This is a genomic window from Shewanella sp. M-Br, from assembly GCF_036245925.1.
Lineage (GTDB): Bacteria > Pseudomonadota > Gammaproteobacteria > Enterobacterales > Shewanellaceae > Shewanella > Shewanella oncorhynchi.
In genome coordinates this window covers 91792-108340 of record NZ_BJBV01000011.1, presented here as the reverse complement: position 1 = coordinate 108340, position 16549 = coordinate 91792, and the positions used below count along the sequence as shown (strand labels likewise).

Below are 16549 nucleotides of genomic sequence, written 5' to 3'. Positions count from 1 at the left end.
ACATTATTTCAAGCTTGGTTCAAGGAAACGATTATGCTGCATGACGGGCATTTTACTGCGAATACTGTGCAGTTCGGTTAAGTCGACCTCAGCCTGTACCCAACCTGTACCGGTTTTGAGTTCAGCCAAAATATTCCCCCAAGGACCGACTATCATGCTCTGCCCCCAGGTTTCTCGACTGCCTTCGTTATGCTGTCCCCACTGAGCTGCAGCAAGAATAACGCATTGGGTTTCAATCGCTCTGGCCTGTAGCAATACTTGCCAATGGGATTCCCCCGTCACCTTGGTGAAGGCAGAAGGGACTGCAATAATCTCGGCACCCGCAAGACGCATCGCCCTAAACAAGTCGGGAAAGCGTAAATCATAACAGACGGTTAAGCCAATTTTGCCAAAAGGTGTATCGATAACGCTAATGTGATCACCGGGGCAGAAGGTTTCGCTCTCGCGATATTGTTTTGTACCATCGGCAACATCCACATCAAAAAGGTGCAGTTTATCGTAATGCCCTAAAGTATCACCTTTATCATCAAACAGATAACTGCGACTATAGACACGACCATCCTCAGCCAACACCGGAATAGTCCCCGCGACCATAAACACCCGATACTTGGCGGCCAGTGCACTTAACGCCGATTTGAGCGGACTCTGATGAACATCGCCCGCATAGGCAAGTTGCTGACTTTCATGGCCACCAAACAGTAAGCTGCATTCGGGTAACACGACTAAATGGGGCGCATCGGCATCCCGTCTGAGTTCGTTAAGCTGCGATTCGATAAACAGCAGATTGGCGCTGACGTCGCGACTGCTCTGACATTGCAACAGGCTGATGTGCATTCTGATCTCCCTGAATTTGCTTAATCGGTTCTACTGCTGGCTGATTCTCTGGTGTGGCAGGCGTGTTCGGCGCTTCAGGCGAAGGCGTCGCTTGAGGTTGCTCCCGCTTTAAATCGGGCGCTTTAATTTGATCTGTTGCTGGCTTTAGCTCTTCTGACTTTGATTCTTCAGATCTGGCCTCTTCAGGCTTAACGTCTTGTGGCTCGAGCGCTTCTGGTTGTGTTGCTTGAAACTGTGGCTCAGATTTAGTGTTGCTTGGTTTGACTTCAGTTGACTGAGCTTCAGTTAACTTAGCTTCAGTTAACTTAGCTTCAGTTGGCTTAGCTTCTGTTAATTGAGCCTCGGTCGATTTAGTCTCTACCGGCTGAGTGATATCGGCGTTATGACTCGCGGCTTCAGTCGGCACCGCTGGGCGCTCAACGCCAACCACAGGTAAAATAGATTCTGGAATTTCAATCTCTTTACTCTTTCGCTCTAACTCTTCGACCACAGGCTCTGCCATAGTCCCAGTCACCCGAAAACGAATTTCTGAAATCACTTCAATCACAGGCTCAAGCACTTTTGTCAGGGCAAAGGCCCCCAGACCCAGTGTCCAAGCGCTGGTACTGAGCAATACGACAGTCGGCACACTTGAGGCCAACTGCGGCACAAAGCGGATATCGTAATTCAAACTTTCAGTGGTGAGATCCGTATAGCCACGCACCTTCATATTACCCGCGATGGCATCCATTTCAGTGTCAGTGGTTTTCACCACGCCATTATCAATCTGCAAATTGCCATTGAAAGAATTGAAATACATGCCCTGACCGAAGACATCGGTGAAATCCAGCGACAGTTTACGCACCAAAGAATCTAAACTGAACAGGGAGAAAATCCGCGCGCCCTTGTCACTCACCTGAGATAAGTGGCCTTTGCCTAAGTTGAATTTCACCTTGCCATTTAAGGTTTCGAGGGAGAAGGCATAGGGAGCACCTTGCCAAGATAAGTCCGCATTCACCTTCAAGGGGGCTTCATTAACGCCAGGCTCTATACCCAATTGAGCAGATAGATAACTAAACTGAGTGGCATTTAACTCAACACTGAGGTCAGTTTTATTCTGTCCAGCCTGTTGCTGCCAAATGCCACTGCCCTGCAAATTGACATTGGGCGTAGTCAAAGACAATGTTTGAATCTTATATCCTGCCGCTTGTGGGCTCGCCTGCAAAACAAGCTTTCCAAAGGATTTATCGAAGAAACGAAAATCTTCCACATTCACTGCAACTGGCGGCAAGTTAGTGAGCACTTGATCACTGGCAAAATCGGCATCCGAGTTCGGCTTTACCTCAGGTGAAAAATAGAATTTATTCGCCACAACTTTGAGACCTTGAGTTTTCCAATTTGGATAGAAATCGATCCAACCGTCAAATTCGTTGGCAACGGTATTAAAACGCCATCCCGTCTCGTTAGGCTTAGCATTAAGCCTAAGCTCCGTCAGTTCTTGCCCTAAAAGATCGAGCCGACCGATATGAGAATCGATACTCGCCACCGCGGGAAATAAACTTTTATGTGGAATATCATCAACTAAAATGCCCGTTTTCGGTATTTTCTCTTGACCAACAAAGGCATTAATCACAGGTAACCATTCGGCTAATTTGGCCTTACCGAGATCGATTTGAATATGACCTTGTTCCGTATTTCTGGCTTCATCCTCACCAAATAAACGCCCCAATAACAAGTCAAAATAACTAAAATTTGCGCCTTTATCGGCATCGAAACCACCGATAAACTCGGCATGACTGGCAAGTTTGACATCGAGCGTCGCATCATCTTGATCGCCAACAAACTCAGCGACTAAAGGTCGTGGTTCATTTTCGGGTTTAGCAAAGTATCCTGGGAGTAACAGTTGCGTCCCCAGCATATCCGAAGTTACTTTGGCTTGGATTTGATAACCTTGCTCAGTAAATAGCATAGTCATAGCACCGTCCCAACTGATTTTTCCCTGATAAAAATCACTCAAGGGATTGTGCAATTCATCGGGGAGACGGCTGAGCTCCCAACGACTTTTCAGCGAAAGATTAAGGCCAAAATCTTTACCTTTAGGCTGAGTGTCGAAAGTTAAACTGAGCGGTTGTTCGAACAAGCGCGCTTTAATGCCTTTTCCTGTCACAACCTCATTCGCAAAGTCGACTACACCAGTCACGCCATGAAGTTGAAGCCCTGGCTGAGCAATATATACCGGTGTATTATCAAAACGGATTTGACCACGAATATCTTCAGCTTCAGCTTCACCTTCATACAGTGGAATGCTGATGTCTAAAGTGCCAGTAACAGCACCTTGCACTTGCACGACATCTAAGGTTTTGCCTACTGAGCTCGCCAAAGGTGAGGCTTGTAACACCTTAGTCGCCGCACTGCCTTGAGTAGCAAGTTCGGCTTCAATCCTTAGCAGCGTCTGTTCACCAATGGCGGGAATAAATACATGGGCACCTGTGGCATCCACATTCATCAGCTTGCCTTGGTTTAACCAAAGATCCATGCGGGTATTTTCAAACAAAGCGTTAAGGGACAGATCTGTTACCGCAGGCCAGTCGGGTTGAAACTGAAATTTAGCATCTGTTAAGGTAAATGCTGCCTGAAATACGCCGCTATTATCATCGAAGGGAAAACCACTTAACGGACCACGCCAAACAACTTGCGCATCTTGGGTCTGACCCGCTTTAAGCCCAGTATCCAAATACTCGGCCAGTGATTCACCCATCGCCTTATTAGGGAAATACTTGTCGGCATTGGCCACATTGTTGATACGAACATTGGCCGCCAGCGCCATGTGTGCAGCACCGCTAAAGTCCAAATTCAATGCCGCATCAACGCCGATATCTTCGTTTTCAAACTGCAACTGAGGCACATTTAAACTCAGATGTTCAGTATCGAATTGACCATTAATTGGCGCCCCATTGAACACTAATGGCGCCGAAAATTCATCACCAAAATCGAGGGTGTACACTTGTTCAGGTAAAGAGAAATACAGCGTCTTATCTTGCCAGCGCAGGTTTACATCTACAGGATGAGTATTGGGAATACCGTCAACCTTCTGCCAATGCAACTGCTTCACTTCGGTACTGGCGAGCAAAGGCTGGTCGGCTTTTTGATACAGGCGGATTGGTCCAATACTAGCCTCGGGAGCTAACGCATGCCATTGACGTAATACGGCTCTATCGACTCCAGGAAATAGCGGCAACAGCGGCAATAGACTCTGAGTATTAACTTGATTCACATAGGCAAATAATTCATCGTTTTGACGCTTCGCGGCCAGCGTTAATGCAGGCCAATGCTCACCATTGGTGACAAAATCCAGTCCTGAACTTTGCACTTCCCAACCCGTCGCCTTTGGCTGCCAAACAATGTCACCCGCTTGAATTTCAAATCTCTGCGGCTCTTGCTTTAATGTCCATTGCAGCCAGCTCGGCTCAAAATGAACCATAGCAGAACTGATGCTGCGGTCGGCAAACGTAAGCCAAGCCTTAAGATTGACAACCCCTTCTAAGGGTAACTTTTGAGTGGAATCATAGGGATTAGGCTGACGTGAAGCCCATTCACCTAAATCCAAAGAGTTAGCCGCCAAATAAATCTGCCCAGTCAAACTGTCGGGATTTGCACCATCGCCCTTGATATCTAACTGTAATCCGAGAGACTCATGCTTAGAGGCATCACTATCAAGATACAACTCTCCCGCACCGCGGTGACGTTCACCCTGATTGCGCCAGTTCAAATGACGAATATGGATCGGGCGAAACTCTTGGCGCATGCTCAGCAATTGCACTGTGGCATTAGTTAAGGAGAATCTATCGAGTTGTTTGAGTAACAGGGCATAAAGCCAATCGAGTTGCGGGGCTTTATTAATTGTGGCGGGATCGTTTTCAGTAAGCTTATCCATGTCTAAAGCGACATGGACACCCTCAAAATTGACATCTTCGATTCGTGGGGTGAGCGTGAGCAGCGATTGCCAAAAATCTAACTTCACTTGTACGTTCTTGATCATCAAGGTCACAGGCAGTTGTTCCTGTGGCGGGATCACTAAGTCATCGATGTTAAGTGCAGGACCAAATGCCTGCCAATGGGCGGATAACTCCCCCACTTGCACATCGACTTTATATTCGCTTTTTACGTAATTCACCAGTTGCTGGCGAACTTCATCAACCTGCGGTAATAAACCACGGATCAAACTGACGGCAAGCGCAAACAAGACCAAAATAAGCGCCAGAAATTGCCAACAAAAACGGCTAAATTTTTTTGCAGTAAAAAGCGTAGCCACTACATCATCACCACATCGTATTTGTACTGTGAGTACATAGGCTCATTTTGCAAACGGATGCGCTTACCTATGTAAACCTCAAGTTCAGCAATAAGATGATTATCATCGGTATGCAGACTTTGATACACGGCAGGCGAACAATACAACAGGAACTCATCAGCATCGTAGGCACGGTTTAAACGGATTATTTCACGAAAGACCTCATAGGAAACCGTCTCGACTGTCTTCATGCTCCCCGTGCCATGACAGGCCGGACACTCGCCGCAGACGACATGCTCTAAACTTTCGCGGGTACGCTTACGGGTCATTTCGACTAGACCTAACCCCGAAAAACCACTCACATTGGTTTTCACCCTGTCTTTAGACAAAGCGCTAGTTAAGCTGCTAAGAACACGAGCCTTATGATCCGCCGTCATCATGTCGATAAAATCGATAATAATGATACCGCCGAGATTACGCAGACGTAACTGCCTCGCTATCGCTTGGGTCGCTTCGAGGTTGGTATTAAAAATGGTTTCTTCAAGATTCCTGTGCCCCACAAAGGCGCCGGTATTGATATCCACAGTCGTCATGGCTTCGGTTTGATCTATGATCAAATAGCCACCAGACTTGAGCTCGACTTTACGGCCGAGTGCACGTTGAATTTCGTTCTCCACATCGTAGAGATCAAAAATAGGCGCAGGTCCTGAATAGTGCTCAATCTTATCGGCAATCTCTGGCATAAACTCCTGCGCAAAAGACTGCAACTCGGCAAAAGTGCGGCGAGAATCCACTTGAATACGGTCCAGCTCAGTACCGACAAAATCACGCACAATGCGCACAGGTAAGGCTAAATCTTGATACAGGAGCGACACACCACCGCGTTTACGTCGCTCACTCACCTTTGACCAAACTCGGCGTAAAAATGCCGCATCTTGGGATAACTCATCTTCCCCTACGCCTTCGGCGGCAGTGCGGATAATAAAACCACCGTCATCATCAACATAGGGCAAAGTAATTTGTTTGAGGCGACTGCGTTCTTCTTCTAGTTCAATACGCTGGGAAACACCAACATGGCTAGAACCTGGCATAAAGACTAAATAACGGGAAGGCAGCGTGATATCGGTCGTTAGGCGTGCGCCCTTAGTGCCCAGCGGATCTTTAACCACTTGCACCATAATGTCTTGCCCTTGACGGACTAACTCGGCGATATCACGAACAACGAAATGACCTTTCTCAACATCGGCGACACACTCAGTGTGCGGTACTATGTCGGACGCATGTAAAAAAGCCGCTTTATCTAAGCCAATATCGACAAAGGCGGCTTGCATACCGGGTAACACACGGCTGATTTTACCTTTATAAATATTACCCACTAAACCCCGTTTCATCCGGCGTTCAATATGGACTTCTTGCAGCACACCATGCTCAACTAAAGCAACGCGCGCCTCAGATGGAGTTACGTTGATCAGTAATTCTGAACCCATCTTGCGCTGTATTTTATTTGGATTTAAGCGACTGGTATTCACGACTCACCCCATTCGGGAAACTAGATTAATTAATCGAAGTTACAAACTCTCTAAGCATGAAAACCGAATAAAGGAACAAGGTCAACGTCATTGGAGTACTCGATTCAGAGCCCTAAACGCCAATAAGGTTCATTCTAACCTCAAGCCAAAATCGCAATATAAGCAACCAGCAGCAGTTAAATAAAACCAACTTCGGCTAACAACTCACGCGTTTCAACCAGAGGTAAACCTACAACGCCAGAATAACTGCCTTCAATTGCAGCCACAAAGCAACCGCCGAGCCCTTGAATGCCATAACTGCCCGCCTTATCCATGGGCTCTTTTGAAGCCACATAAGCCTCAATGTCAGCTGTCGATAAAGCGCAAAAACGCACTTGTGTTTCGACTAAGCGCACTGAAGTTTTTAAGGTTGAGTCAGACTCGCCTGCTTTGTAGGTCAGTGCCACAGCCGTCATCACAGTATGCGTTCGGCCAGACAGTTCACTGAGCGTTTGCTTAGCATCGGCCACATCTAGCGGTTTGCCTAATATTTGATTTTCAAGCACCACGATAGTATCAGAACCTAATACAGCAGGCTGTGACATATCTGCGCATAATGCCAGTCCAGCTTGGGCTTTTTCAGCGGCTAAACGTCGTACATAATCCCTTGGTGCTTCGCCCTGTTGCACAGTTTCATCAATATCCGGTGCCACTTGCATGAAACTAAACTCAGGACGACCGAATCCAATCTGTGCCAATAATTCTTTGCGACGTGGCGAAGTTGAAGCTAAAACTAAATCCACAGTTAACGAACCTTATAATGACGTCGAACCCGACGTAAAATCCAAAATATCCAAGGCCAGATCACTAATCCTGAAATCGCAGGTAAAAATAGATCCGTTTTGAAAACAGCCTCTTGCATCACAAATTCCACCCAGTAAATCACTAAGTGATAAATACAAATCAGTAGCATGATCACTAACGACTGCTGCCATTGAGGGAAGTTTCGCAAACGCTGGCAATGCAAGATAGCGATATAAATAACCAAAGACATGGCTAAAGAGCGCACACCTAAGGTGGCTCCCAATAAAATATCTAATACTAGGCCTAAAACCCATGCGGTTAAGATGTTGTATCTGTGGGGTAATGCGATAGACCAATAGAGAACAATCATTAATAGCCAGTCTGGACGCCAAGCATCAACAGCACTTGGTAAAGGCATGATCTGGCTGATCACGCCGATAAATAATGTCACCCAAACAATAAAGCGCCCATTGGCGGCCTGAAAACTCATTAATGCACCTCAGCCACAGGAGGAGTGGTTTCCGTTGACGGTTTGGTCGCAGGCGCGGTCACAGGTTTAGAAGCCTCTGCTGGCGTGACACTTCCGCCAGCAGGAACAGCGCTATCTGCTTTTGATACATTATCGCTCGATGAATGATCCGCAGCAGGCACGGTAGGCTGACTCGGTAAAGTCACACCAGAATCGGGAGATGGCCAAATCAACAATAAATAACGAATACGATCTAACGCCGCTAAAGGCTGGGCGGTGACTCGAGCGTAACTTTGACCATCTTCAGTCAACACTTCCATAACCCGCGCGACCGGATAACCTTCCGGGAAACGATTCCCTAAACCTGAGGTGACCAGCAAATCGCCGACACGAATGTCAGTACTCTTGGCCACATGGCGCAGCTCTATTTCATCTAACTCACCCGTACCATTGGCAACAAGGCGCACATCATTACGGGTGATACGCACAGGTAATCCGTGTGATACATCGGAGAGCAATAACACCCTACTGGTCATTTCACTGACTTGTACCACTTGGCCAACAACCCCTTGGGCGTCGACCACAGGCTGCCCAACAAATACACCACTGCGTGAACCATGGTTTAACACCGCATAGTGATGGAAAGGATCGCTAGCCACCTCCAATACTTCAGCCACCATTTTGCGCGAATCAAGGTAGGCTGGTGAGCCCAACAGTGCGCGTAAACGTTCATTTTCTTGGCGTAAGTGTTCGAAACGCTGTAAGCGTTCACTCATCAGCAATTGCTGCCTGAGCAGCTCTTTATTCTGCAACGCTAACATATTGCGGGTGGCAAAACTTTCAGACGACCAGTCAAGCGCAACACCGGGCACGCTCGCTAAATACTGCAATGGACTAAAAAAAGAGGATAACGATTGCCGTACAGGATCGAGGCGATGATTAGCCACGAGCAAAGCCACCGACAAAATAATTGCCAGTGTCAGACGGAATTGGTTTGAAATACCACGAACAAAAATTGGCTTCATAGGAAAGCTAAGGCGGTGATTAACCGCCCCATACCGAAGTTAAATTAGGTTTCTTCGGAGAACAGATCGCCGCCGTGCATATCAATCATTTCGAGGGCTTTACCACCGCCACGTGCTACGCAGGTCAATGGATCGTCCGCCACCATTACAGGAATTCCGGTTTCTTGCATTAATAAACGGTCTAAATCACGCAATAAAGCGCCGCCGCCAGTTAACACCATACCGCGCTCAGAAATATCTGAAGCTAATTCTGGTGGAGATTGTTCTAACGCCACCATCACAGCACTTACGATGCCAGATAATGGCTCTTGTAAGGCTTCTAAAATTTCATTGCTGTTCAGTGTAAAGCTACGAGGTACACCTTCTGCCAAATTACGGCCGCGGACTTCGATCTCGAGCACTTCATCGCCAGGATAAGCAGTGCCGATAGTGTGCTTGATACGCTCAGCCGTAGCTTCACCAATCAAACTCCCGTAATTACGGCGGACGTAGTTGATGATCGCATCATCAAACTTATCACCGCCGATACGGACTGAAGACGAATACACTACACCATTAAGTGAAATAATCGCGACTTCAGTGGTACCACCACCGATATCCACCACCATAGAGCCGGTCGCTTCAGATACGGGTAAACCCGCACCAATCGCAGCTGCCATTGGCTCTTCAATTAAATACACTTCGCGAGCACCAGCGCCCATGGCTGATTCACGAATAGCACGGCGTTCTACTTGAGTGGCACCAACGGGCACACACACAAGCACGCGTGGACTTGGACGAAAAAAACTATTGTTGTGCACTTGTTTAATAAAGTGCTGCAACATTTTCTCCGTCACATAAAAATCTGCAATGACACCGTCCTTCATTGGGCGGATAGCTTGGATATTGCCAGGCGTTCTGCCTAGCATTTGTTTAGCTTCTGTGCCGACCGCGGCAACAGATTTCTGACCGGAGCCACTACGCTCACCACGTATAGCAACAACAGAAGGCTCATTGAGGACTATGCCTTCGCCACGAACATAAATTAATGTGTTAGCTGTACCCAAATCGATCGATAGATCATTAGAAAAAATGCCGCGTAGCTTCTTAAACATGTAACTAGCCTGTATTCTGTGGAGTCAGAAGAAAAGAAAAATCAGCTAACTTTATCAATGCCACCCTGATTCCACAAGACCGAGGAGGTTAACAATCGCTAATGAAGTGATTTTTTTTCAAATCGCCACGTAAAAAACAGTATTTAAGCGGAAAATACTGTTTATTGACGAAAATATCAGCAACAAAAAACGAGTAAACATACAATTCAGCAACAAATATCAAACTAAGGCATTGCATTTAGAATCTGTTACAAGCGTTTTCGTCGACTTCCAATAAGTAAAATGGCAGCCCATTTCAAGGGAAAGCCTGAGTTCAATTTAATAAGAGAAATAACTCAGATTAGTTTACCTCACGCCAATAGATTATTTTGTCATGCCCTCGATAACGACCAAAATACGCACTTGCCCGCGGTTCAGTGACCGCTGTTGGCGATACGCCATTCCAATTCCAGTACCATTCTAGCCATGTCGGCACATCCAAGGGCGCCGTCACTTGGCCGCGGTATGGCAACCCACTTGTTGTAACGGCTTGCCAGAGCAACTCAAATTGGCCAGCTCGGAATGCTGCAGTCCCGCCAGAACGCACAACACTTTGTCCCGCCACTAAGTCGGGATCAAAATTATAACCCAGAGCGGAATGATCAACCTGCGAACCCAAAGCATACACTGCCGTTGTGCAGTTATCGGCAGTATTTAAGGCCCAGCTGCTGCCATTCCAATATTCGGATCGAGTCGGCATACGCAGTATTTCTGTCTCAGGACCATAGGTGTTATCCATCACCACACGGCCATGACGAAGGGTTTGAGTGCTGATTTTCTTAGCATTACAGTTAGTGCAAGTGCCTGTAGATGCCGCATCCATGTCTGGTGAGGCCACATAGCTGTAAAGCCCATTCGGCCGAGGATCGTTATCCATCAATTGCACGCCAATATCGAGCAGCTCGAAGGGGCCATCCTGATACAGATTCGTCGCCACATTTGGGGTCACCCGACTAAAGTTAGCTTGGTAAGAAGCATCGACCGTCGCCACACCTTGATTCCAACTATCAGCCTTTATACGTAAGTCACTTAAGCGACTCTGTAAATCGACACCATTATTGTTGTTTTCTCCCACCAGTTTTGCCGTGGCGAGGGAAAATGGCGGGAAATAGTTTTTCGTTATATCCCCCGCGATATTTAAAGCACTGAGCTCCATCGACATAGGGAACAACTGATCCATATAGCTAAAGCCGCCGCAGGCGGGTATGACCGATACGTTACTGACTAAAAATCTATCGGGCACAAAACGGCCAATATTAGCAGAATAGCCAATTGGAATATTTAAGCTGCTTGCCGTCCCTAAATAGTTAGGACTCGCCTGCGCCGCAATTTGGAATACCCCCACTTCGCTAATCGTCTGATTAGTTAAGGTATTGAGATTATTGGCCTGTGCCGAGTGGCTATAGGATGCCACGCCTAACGCCCCATCATGGCCGCCACTGGCAATGCTTGGCGCAACGACTTTACTGGCAAGCTTCATCTGCGCATCGCTAAAGTTAGGCGTGGGTAAGTTGCCCGAACAAAAGTCCTTATCGTCGTCTTTTTCCCATGCCATTGCTTGTACTGTCATACCGAAACTTTGTCCGGCTTTACGGTAAGCATTGCAGTTCATATTCGCACTTGGGCAACTGGCACTGGCATCCATGGGTTTGACGCACAAACCCGCAGGCACACTGACAAATTGATTCGAGCCTGTCATCACTAAGCCTTGCTCGTTGCCACTGCCGATATATTGGGCATCGAGTTGTAATTTGCCCGCATCGGGGTAATTCACTGAAATACTTGCCTGTCCGTTAGTATCAAACACCAGATTCAGCGCCGTAGGCGAGTCGCTTGAAGTGCCAATGGCCGTATTGTTGATAGTGACGGCTTTTGGCGAAATAGGCGCACTCGGAGTGTGATAACTGCTCCAGAAATTCAATGTCTTGGTCTGGCTTTGGAAGCTTGGAACACACTGCTGAGTCTCATCAGATTTATTCACCGCTTTGACCAACACATTAATAGGTTTATTGGCCAATTTATCGGGCACGTCGAAGATAAAACCACTGTCGGCGAACTTGAGTGAACAGTTATTTTCACTCAGTCCCCCATTCCCAATACGGCAAAGGGTTTTACTTAAAGGTTTGGTTGTCGGGCTCGAACCTTTTACACCTAAAGTCACAGTGCCAGCAGTATTGCGCCGTAATTGTAATTGTGCAGTACCACCACTAAAGCTCACCTGATTACCGCCAACCCATATTCCTTCTGAGGCGGATTCGGGTAACAAGGTCGCCGTCAAAGGATCGGTAAAGAGCTGGCTACAACTGGCGTTGGCACAGGCTCGAATCGTCACGGTTTCAGGATTACAGGTTAATCCCTGCCCGGTATGATCAAACTCAAAATGATCGATTTGGGCGCCAATAGGGTTAGATTTCAAGGCACAAATTTGCACGTTATCGATTTCGTGGTTGTTATTTGAGCCGCCCGTTGAGCCCGTCAAAGACAATAAAAAATCACTTGGAATGGCAGCCTGACCATTTTGTGCAGCGTTAAATGCGGGAACTAAAGTCACAAACCCAGACCCCGTATTACGTTCAATCTTCACCATCGACTGGCCTGATACCTGCGAGTCAATGGTGATTTTATATTTGTGCGCGGGAGTAACATTATTGCGATCTACCGCGGGCGATAAGCAACTACCGTTCGTATTAGTAGTGCCATTACTACAAGCGCCGCGTAAATAATTATACCCTGACGTGCCGACACCCGAACCGCGAACCGCAACGGACTGGCGTCGCTGGCCGATATTGTAAGTACCGCCTTCACCGGAGAAGTTACCGAATTCATCAATACCCACCCCAAGCCAACCACCCGCAAACCCATTTATACCAGGTTTATAGCCATAACCTAACGGCCCACCGAAGGCACCGGGCTGCGGCGTTATAGAAGCATCCGATAGCACTACCGCAATGCCGTCAGCACCATTGCCACCATAGGCATAGTGATCGAACTGGATCTCTACTAGGTTAGACTTCCCAGGAAAGAGTCTTTGAAAGGTCGATGCCGTAGATTGGTTAGATCTCGCTTCAGTTAAGCGTAAACGATTACCTACAATCGATGGAGTAAAAGTGCCACTGCTTCGGGAAACGACCCAATCACTGCTTAGTGTAGTTTGGGAGAAATTGTCATTAAAACACTGTAATACCGGTACATAATCATTAATACTGCCACTATTCATCACTAAATAGCGACTAGTGACACGCCCATTGATACTAGAATTATTATTCAGAATTAATCTTGCATCGCTATACACCCGTCCATTAAGCAAGGCACCACTATTAAGCTGAATATCGCTATAACCAATAATGAGTGCTGAAGCGGTATTGCCTTCGTTAAATATACTGCCATTTAAGTCAAATTTCTGCTTAGTAAAAATACGCACGTTGCCTTGCAAAATCACCCTAGCATCTTGATTCAAAGTAAAACTATCTACCCAATAGTCCCCTTCAGGTAAAACGAGTGTCGCGCCGCCCCCAATAGCGATAGTGTTAAATCGATACTCATTTTGAGTTGCCGATAGAGTCAGAGTACAAGCAGAATAAAGCGAAACATTGCTAAACTGACTTTGCCCATTACCACCAAGCGTTAATTGCTCGCCAGTATTACAAGAACCATAACCGCCACCAGCGCCGCTACTCGATAAAAAAGCGTTGTTCCCAGTTAAATTTAACCCTCGAATATCACTGCCATCAATAGTACATTTTCGCACTCCGCCAGACCCGTTATCACAACTGTTATCAGCAAGCCCGCTGCCATCGTTACTCGAACAATAATCTAATCTAGCACCACCAGTACCATTAATGATGCCATTACCGTTTATCATCAGCTGTGCCGATGATATTTGATGGCATACATTAGAATTATCACCATGGTGCCCTTGAGCAACTTTGGCAAAAATAACACTCTGGTCAATAGGGTCGAATGCCATCACTGACGAGGGAAAACTCAAAATAAGTACTGCCAATATGGCACGATAAAAAAGATTAATTCCCACGAGCTTCTACCTCAACTTGTCGGCTAACACGGGTCTCGCCGCTTTCACATACTGCTTTACTGTTGATTCGATATTGGGTGGTGGTACCTACCGTATAGGCTTTGCATGTCAAGGTCACAGTGCAGGCATGGAAACCAGTTACATTAGGTGGATTCCAAGTGCTCGTTGCTGGGCAAATGCCAACTAAACCATTTAATGGGAATAATGTTGCCAATGCGGCATCGGCGCCACTGTTCGCGGCGGCAAAGGCACGAGTCCCCCACACCTCTTGGGTTAATCCAGTATCCCCATCCTGCACAATATTGATCAGGGCAGACGCCAGTAGAAACATCACTGTGATCACAAACACGCCAATAATCAATGCACTGCCGCGTTGACGCGCAGGTAAAGCAGTTCGTTGCAACCTTGCTAGTGATGTTCTGGGTAAGATTCGCATTACCGAGTGATGACCTGTCGATTGACGATATAAATTAAGGGACATTGATCACCTGCACTTGATGTCGATATTGGAACGTCTCACCATTAACATTAAACCGCGGTTGTAAATGCACCATGGCATTATTCACTAGGCTAGATGGCGTTAAAATCAGCGGTAAATCAGCACCATTATTTAAAACATTTGCCACACTTTGCGCCATTAGCACGCCCGTGCCCATAGTGACAGGCATAGCGGCAGGATTTGGCTGAATGGCATTAAAGCTATAACCAGCATAACGCAATAATTGTAATTCATTGCCGCTTGGCCCCTTTTCAAAGCAATAGCTCACTGGACTCGAACCAAAATAGATCCTTTGTCGTGGTGATGCTTCTGCAAAACGTGTTGGCGCAGTAAAAGTCAGCGTCACTTGATGCTCCAAAGGGGAAGGCGCAGTAGCAATCGTTTTAACCTGTGCCCGCTTTTGTCTCGCGCTGCTATACACATCGGCATCAATCAAGGGATAGATCCAAGCGAATTGATTCACACGAATCGCACTCACCGTATTATCTAGAATAACTATCCCAGTGCTCGCGGCGGCAGCTGGCACTATTGGCATGGTTAGATAAGTCGTGCTGGCTTCGATAGGCACAAACTCAATACATTGATAGGTCAGCGAATCGGTATTAACTCGCACACTATTAGGCAAAGCACTACGCAACTCACGGGTCATTCGCTCAACGGCAAAACGGCTCTGACTGAGCACTTGATCGACTGAACTCGACTCAACAAAAATCCGCGTACCAAAAATAATAAAACTACTCACCCCGACCACGAGAATCCCCAGAATCAAGATAACAGTGACCATCTCGACCAAGGTAAAACCTAGTGTGGATTTTTTATTAACCGCAGATAAAGGTGAGGCCATCAGTAATTACTCCTCACCATATTGTAAGTAATCACTTCGTTGTCGGGCGTAGTCACATTAATCGTCACTAGCTTAGTATTGGACACTGCGCCATAGGCAACTGTGACACTTAAGCGATAGTTAGGATAAGCATTTGCATAGGTTTGGGTCGAATTGAGCATAGTCGCGGTTTCATTTAAGCCGTTGTAATCATCCACATCGTTAAAGTTGTTACGACTCTCACCGAACTCAGGGCCTAATAACGTTGAACAATTACTCCCTAGCGGACTACCACAGGCTGGCGTGCCACCATTGGCATTGGTGTTTTGATCGTAACGTTTACCCCAGATTTCATTCATCACCGAATGTGCAAGCTCAGCACTGCGTACTCTATGTAAGGTACTGGCCGCACGATCAGCTTGGGGGAGTAACATGCTGGTTAGCATCACTATTGCAATGCCAATCACTAACATACCAATGACTAATTCGATAAGGGTAAAACCCTGCTGTGGTTTGGCTTTTTTGGATGCTTTTACTGATGCTTTGCCCAATAGCAACCGAGGATTAATTCGCATAAATATAGCCCTCGGAGGAGACGTTAATCATCACAGTGTCATTAGCAATCACATTAATGCATGGCCCATTACAAGCCAACGAAGTGCTACCATCAATATCGAAATCGAGGCTGAAGTTGCTGATATTAGTACTGTTAGGGCCTACTAGCACTAATTGAGCACCACCTTGAAAAGCTTGGGTATAAAGCGGGTTTGGCGATAATGCTGTACCAGAACAAACCGCCCCATTTCGGGCAGAGAATTGACTCACTTGATAACCAGTGGCTGAGACGGTTACACGAAAACACCTGTCAGTATTATTGAGCGCTTTTTGCTGTACTTGACGCAGCTCGCTAATGAACTCGTTACGTAAACTATAGGCACTGTAGGAAGACTGAGTAAACAGGCGTGGCAGTACAACCACAGCAAGAATTGAAATCAAGATGATGGTCGTTACTAATTCTACTAAAGTAAATCCGGCCTGTTTTGACATAGAGAATTTAAGCATCACTCGTGTTAATTGCTGATTTCATGTACTAGGTTCAGTTTCTGCCAACGATATGATTAACGCAAATAAATGTCGGAAAACTCTTGGCG

Annotated in this window: 12 protein-coding genes; all 12 read right to left on the bottom strand. The window is 46.6% G+C overall.

Translation table 11 applies throughout. The annotated features are described in order from the left end of the window. Positions 1-3 precede the first annotated feature (3 nt). Positions 4-834, bottom strand: a complete 831-nt coding sequence (locus tag AAA952_RS11300; protein WP_338257074.1) for a carbon-nitrogen hydrolase family protein — start codon at positions 832-834, stop codon at positions 4-6. Further along, a complete protein-coding gene (locus AAA952_RS11295) occupies positions 758-5125 on the bottom strand; it encodes a YhdP family protein (protein ID WP_338257072.1) in 4368 nt (1455 codons plus the stop codon). The genes AAA952_RS11300 and AAA952_RS11295 overlap by 77 nt, the downstream gene beginning before the upstream one ends. Then, the gene (gene rng, locus AAA952_RS11290) at positions 5125-6591 is read right to left on the bottom strand and encodes a ribonuclease G (protein WP_263238431.1); all 1467 of its coding nucleotides are present in this window, start codon (positions 6589-6591) and stop codon (positions 5125-5127) included. The genes AAA952_RS11295 and rng overlap by 1 nt, the downstream gene beginning before the upstream one ends. 218 nt (positions 6592-6809) lie before the next feature. Next, a complete protein-coding gene (locus AAA952_RS11285) occupies positions 6810-7415 on the bottom strand; it encodes a Maf family protein (RefSeq protein WP_338257070.1) in 606 nt (201 codons plus the stop codon). Positions 7416-7417: 2 nt separating this feature from the next. Next, entirely contained in the window at positions 7418-7906 is a 489-nt protein-coding gene (gene mreD / locus AAA952_RS11280) for a rod shape-determining protein MreD (protein WP_105251286.1), read from the bottom strand. Beyond that, a complete protein-coding gene (gene mreC, locus AAA952_RS11275) occupies positions 7906-8910 on the bottom strand; it encodes a rod shape-determining protein MreC (protein WP_263148058.1) in 1005 nt (334 codons plus the stop codon). Before mreC ends, mreD begins: the two co-directional genes overlap by 1 nt. A 44-nt stretch (positions 8911-8954) precedes the next feature. Beyond that, the gene (locus AAA952_RS11270; protein WP_105251284.1) at positions 8955-10004 is read right to left on the bottom strand and encodes a rod shape-determining protein; all 1050 of its coding nucleotides are present in this window, start codon (positions 10002-10004) and stop codon (positions 8955-8957) included. Positions 10005-10344: 340 nt separating this feature from the next. Continuing rightward, entirely contained in the window at positions 10345-14076 is a 3732-nt protein-coding gene (locus AAA952_RS11265) for a DUF6701 domain-containing protein (RefSeq protein WP_338257064.1), read from the bottom strand. After that, entirely contained in the window at positions 14066-14557 is a 492-nt protein-coding gene (locus tag AAA952_RS11260; protein ID WP_338257062.1) for an MSHA biogenesis protein MshP, read from the bottom strand. Before AAA952_RS11260 ends, AAA952_RS11265 begins: the two co-directional genes overlap by 11 nt. Beyond that, complete coding sequence (locus AAA952_RS11255) at positions 14547-15419, bottom strand: PilW family protein (protein ID WP_338257060.1); 873 nt, start codon at positions 15417-15419, stop codon at positions 14547-14549. The genes AAA952_RS11260 and AAA952_RS11255 overlap by 11 nt, the downstream gene beginning before the upstream one ends. Continuing rightward, positions 15419-15973 (bottom strand): prepilin-type N-terminal cleavage/methylation domain-containing protein, encoded by a 555-nt coding sequence (locus tag AAA952_RS11250; RefSeq protein WP_338257058.1) that lies wholly within the window; start codon positions 15971-15973, stop codon positions 15419-15421. The genes AAA952_RS11255 and AAA952_RS11250 overlap by 1 nt, the downstream gene beginning before the upstream one ends. Continuing rightward, on the bottom strand, positions 15963-16460 hold the full coding sequence (locus AAA952_RS11245) for a type II secretion system protein (RefSeq protein WP_338257134.1): 498 nt from the start codon (positions 16458-16460) through the stop codon (positions 15963-15965). The genes AAA952_RS11250 and AAA952_RS11245 overlap by 11 nt, the downstream gene beginning before the upstream one ends. Between the last annotated feature and the right edge of the window lie 89 nt (positions 16461-16549).

Bases quoted from the DNA above. Each gene is read 5' to 3' on its own strand.
- AAA952_RS11300 (WP_338257074.1), bottom strand. From the start codon at position 834: ATGCACATCAGCCTGTTGCAATGTCAGAGCAGTCGCGACGTCAGCGCC.
- AAA952_RS11260 (WP_338257062.1), bottom strand. From the start codon at position 14,557: ATGTCCCTTAATTTATATCGTCAATCGACAGGTCATCACTCGGTAATG.
- rng (WP_263238431.1), bottom strand. From the start codon at position 6,591: ATGGGTTCAGAATTACTGATCAACGTAACTCCATCTGAGGCGCGCGTT.
- AAA952_RS11270 (WP_105251284.1), bottom strand. From the start codon at position 10,004: ATGTTTAAGAAGCTACGCGGCATTTTTTCTAATGATCTATCGATCGAT.
- mreC (WP_263148058.1), bottom strand. From the start codon at position 8,910: ATGAAGCCAATTTTTGTTCGTGGTATTTCAAACCAATTCCGTCTGACA.
- AAA952_RS11245 (WP_338257134.1), bottom strand. From the start codon at position 16,460: ATGCTTAAATTCTCTATGTCAAAACAGGCCGGATTTACTTTAGTAGAA.
- mreD (WP_105251286.1), bottom strand. From the start codon at position 7,906: ATGAGTTTTCAGGCCGCCAATGGGCGCTTTATTGTTTGGGTGACATTA.
- AAA952_RS11255 (WP_338257060.1), bottom strand. From the start codon at position 15,419: ATGGCCTCACCTTTATCTGCGGTTAATAAAAAATCCACACTAGGTTTT.
- AAA952_RS11250 (WP_338257058.1), bottom strand. From the start codon at position 15,973: ATGCGAATTAATCCTCGGTTGCTATTGGGCAAAGCATCAGTAAAAGCA.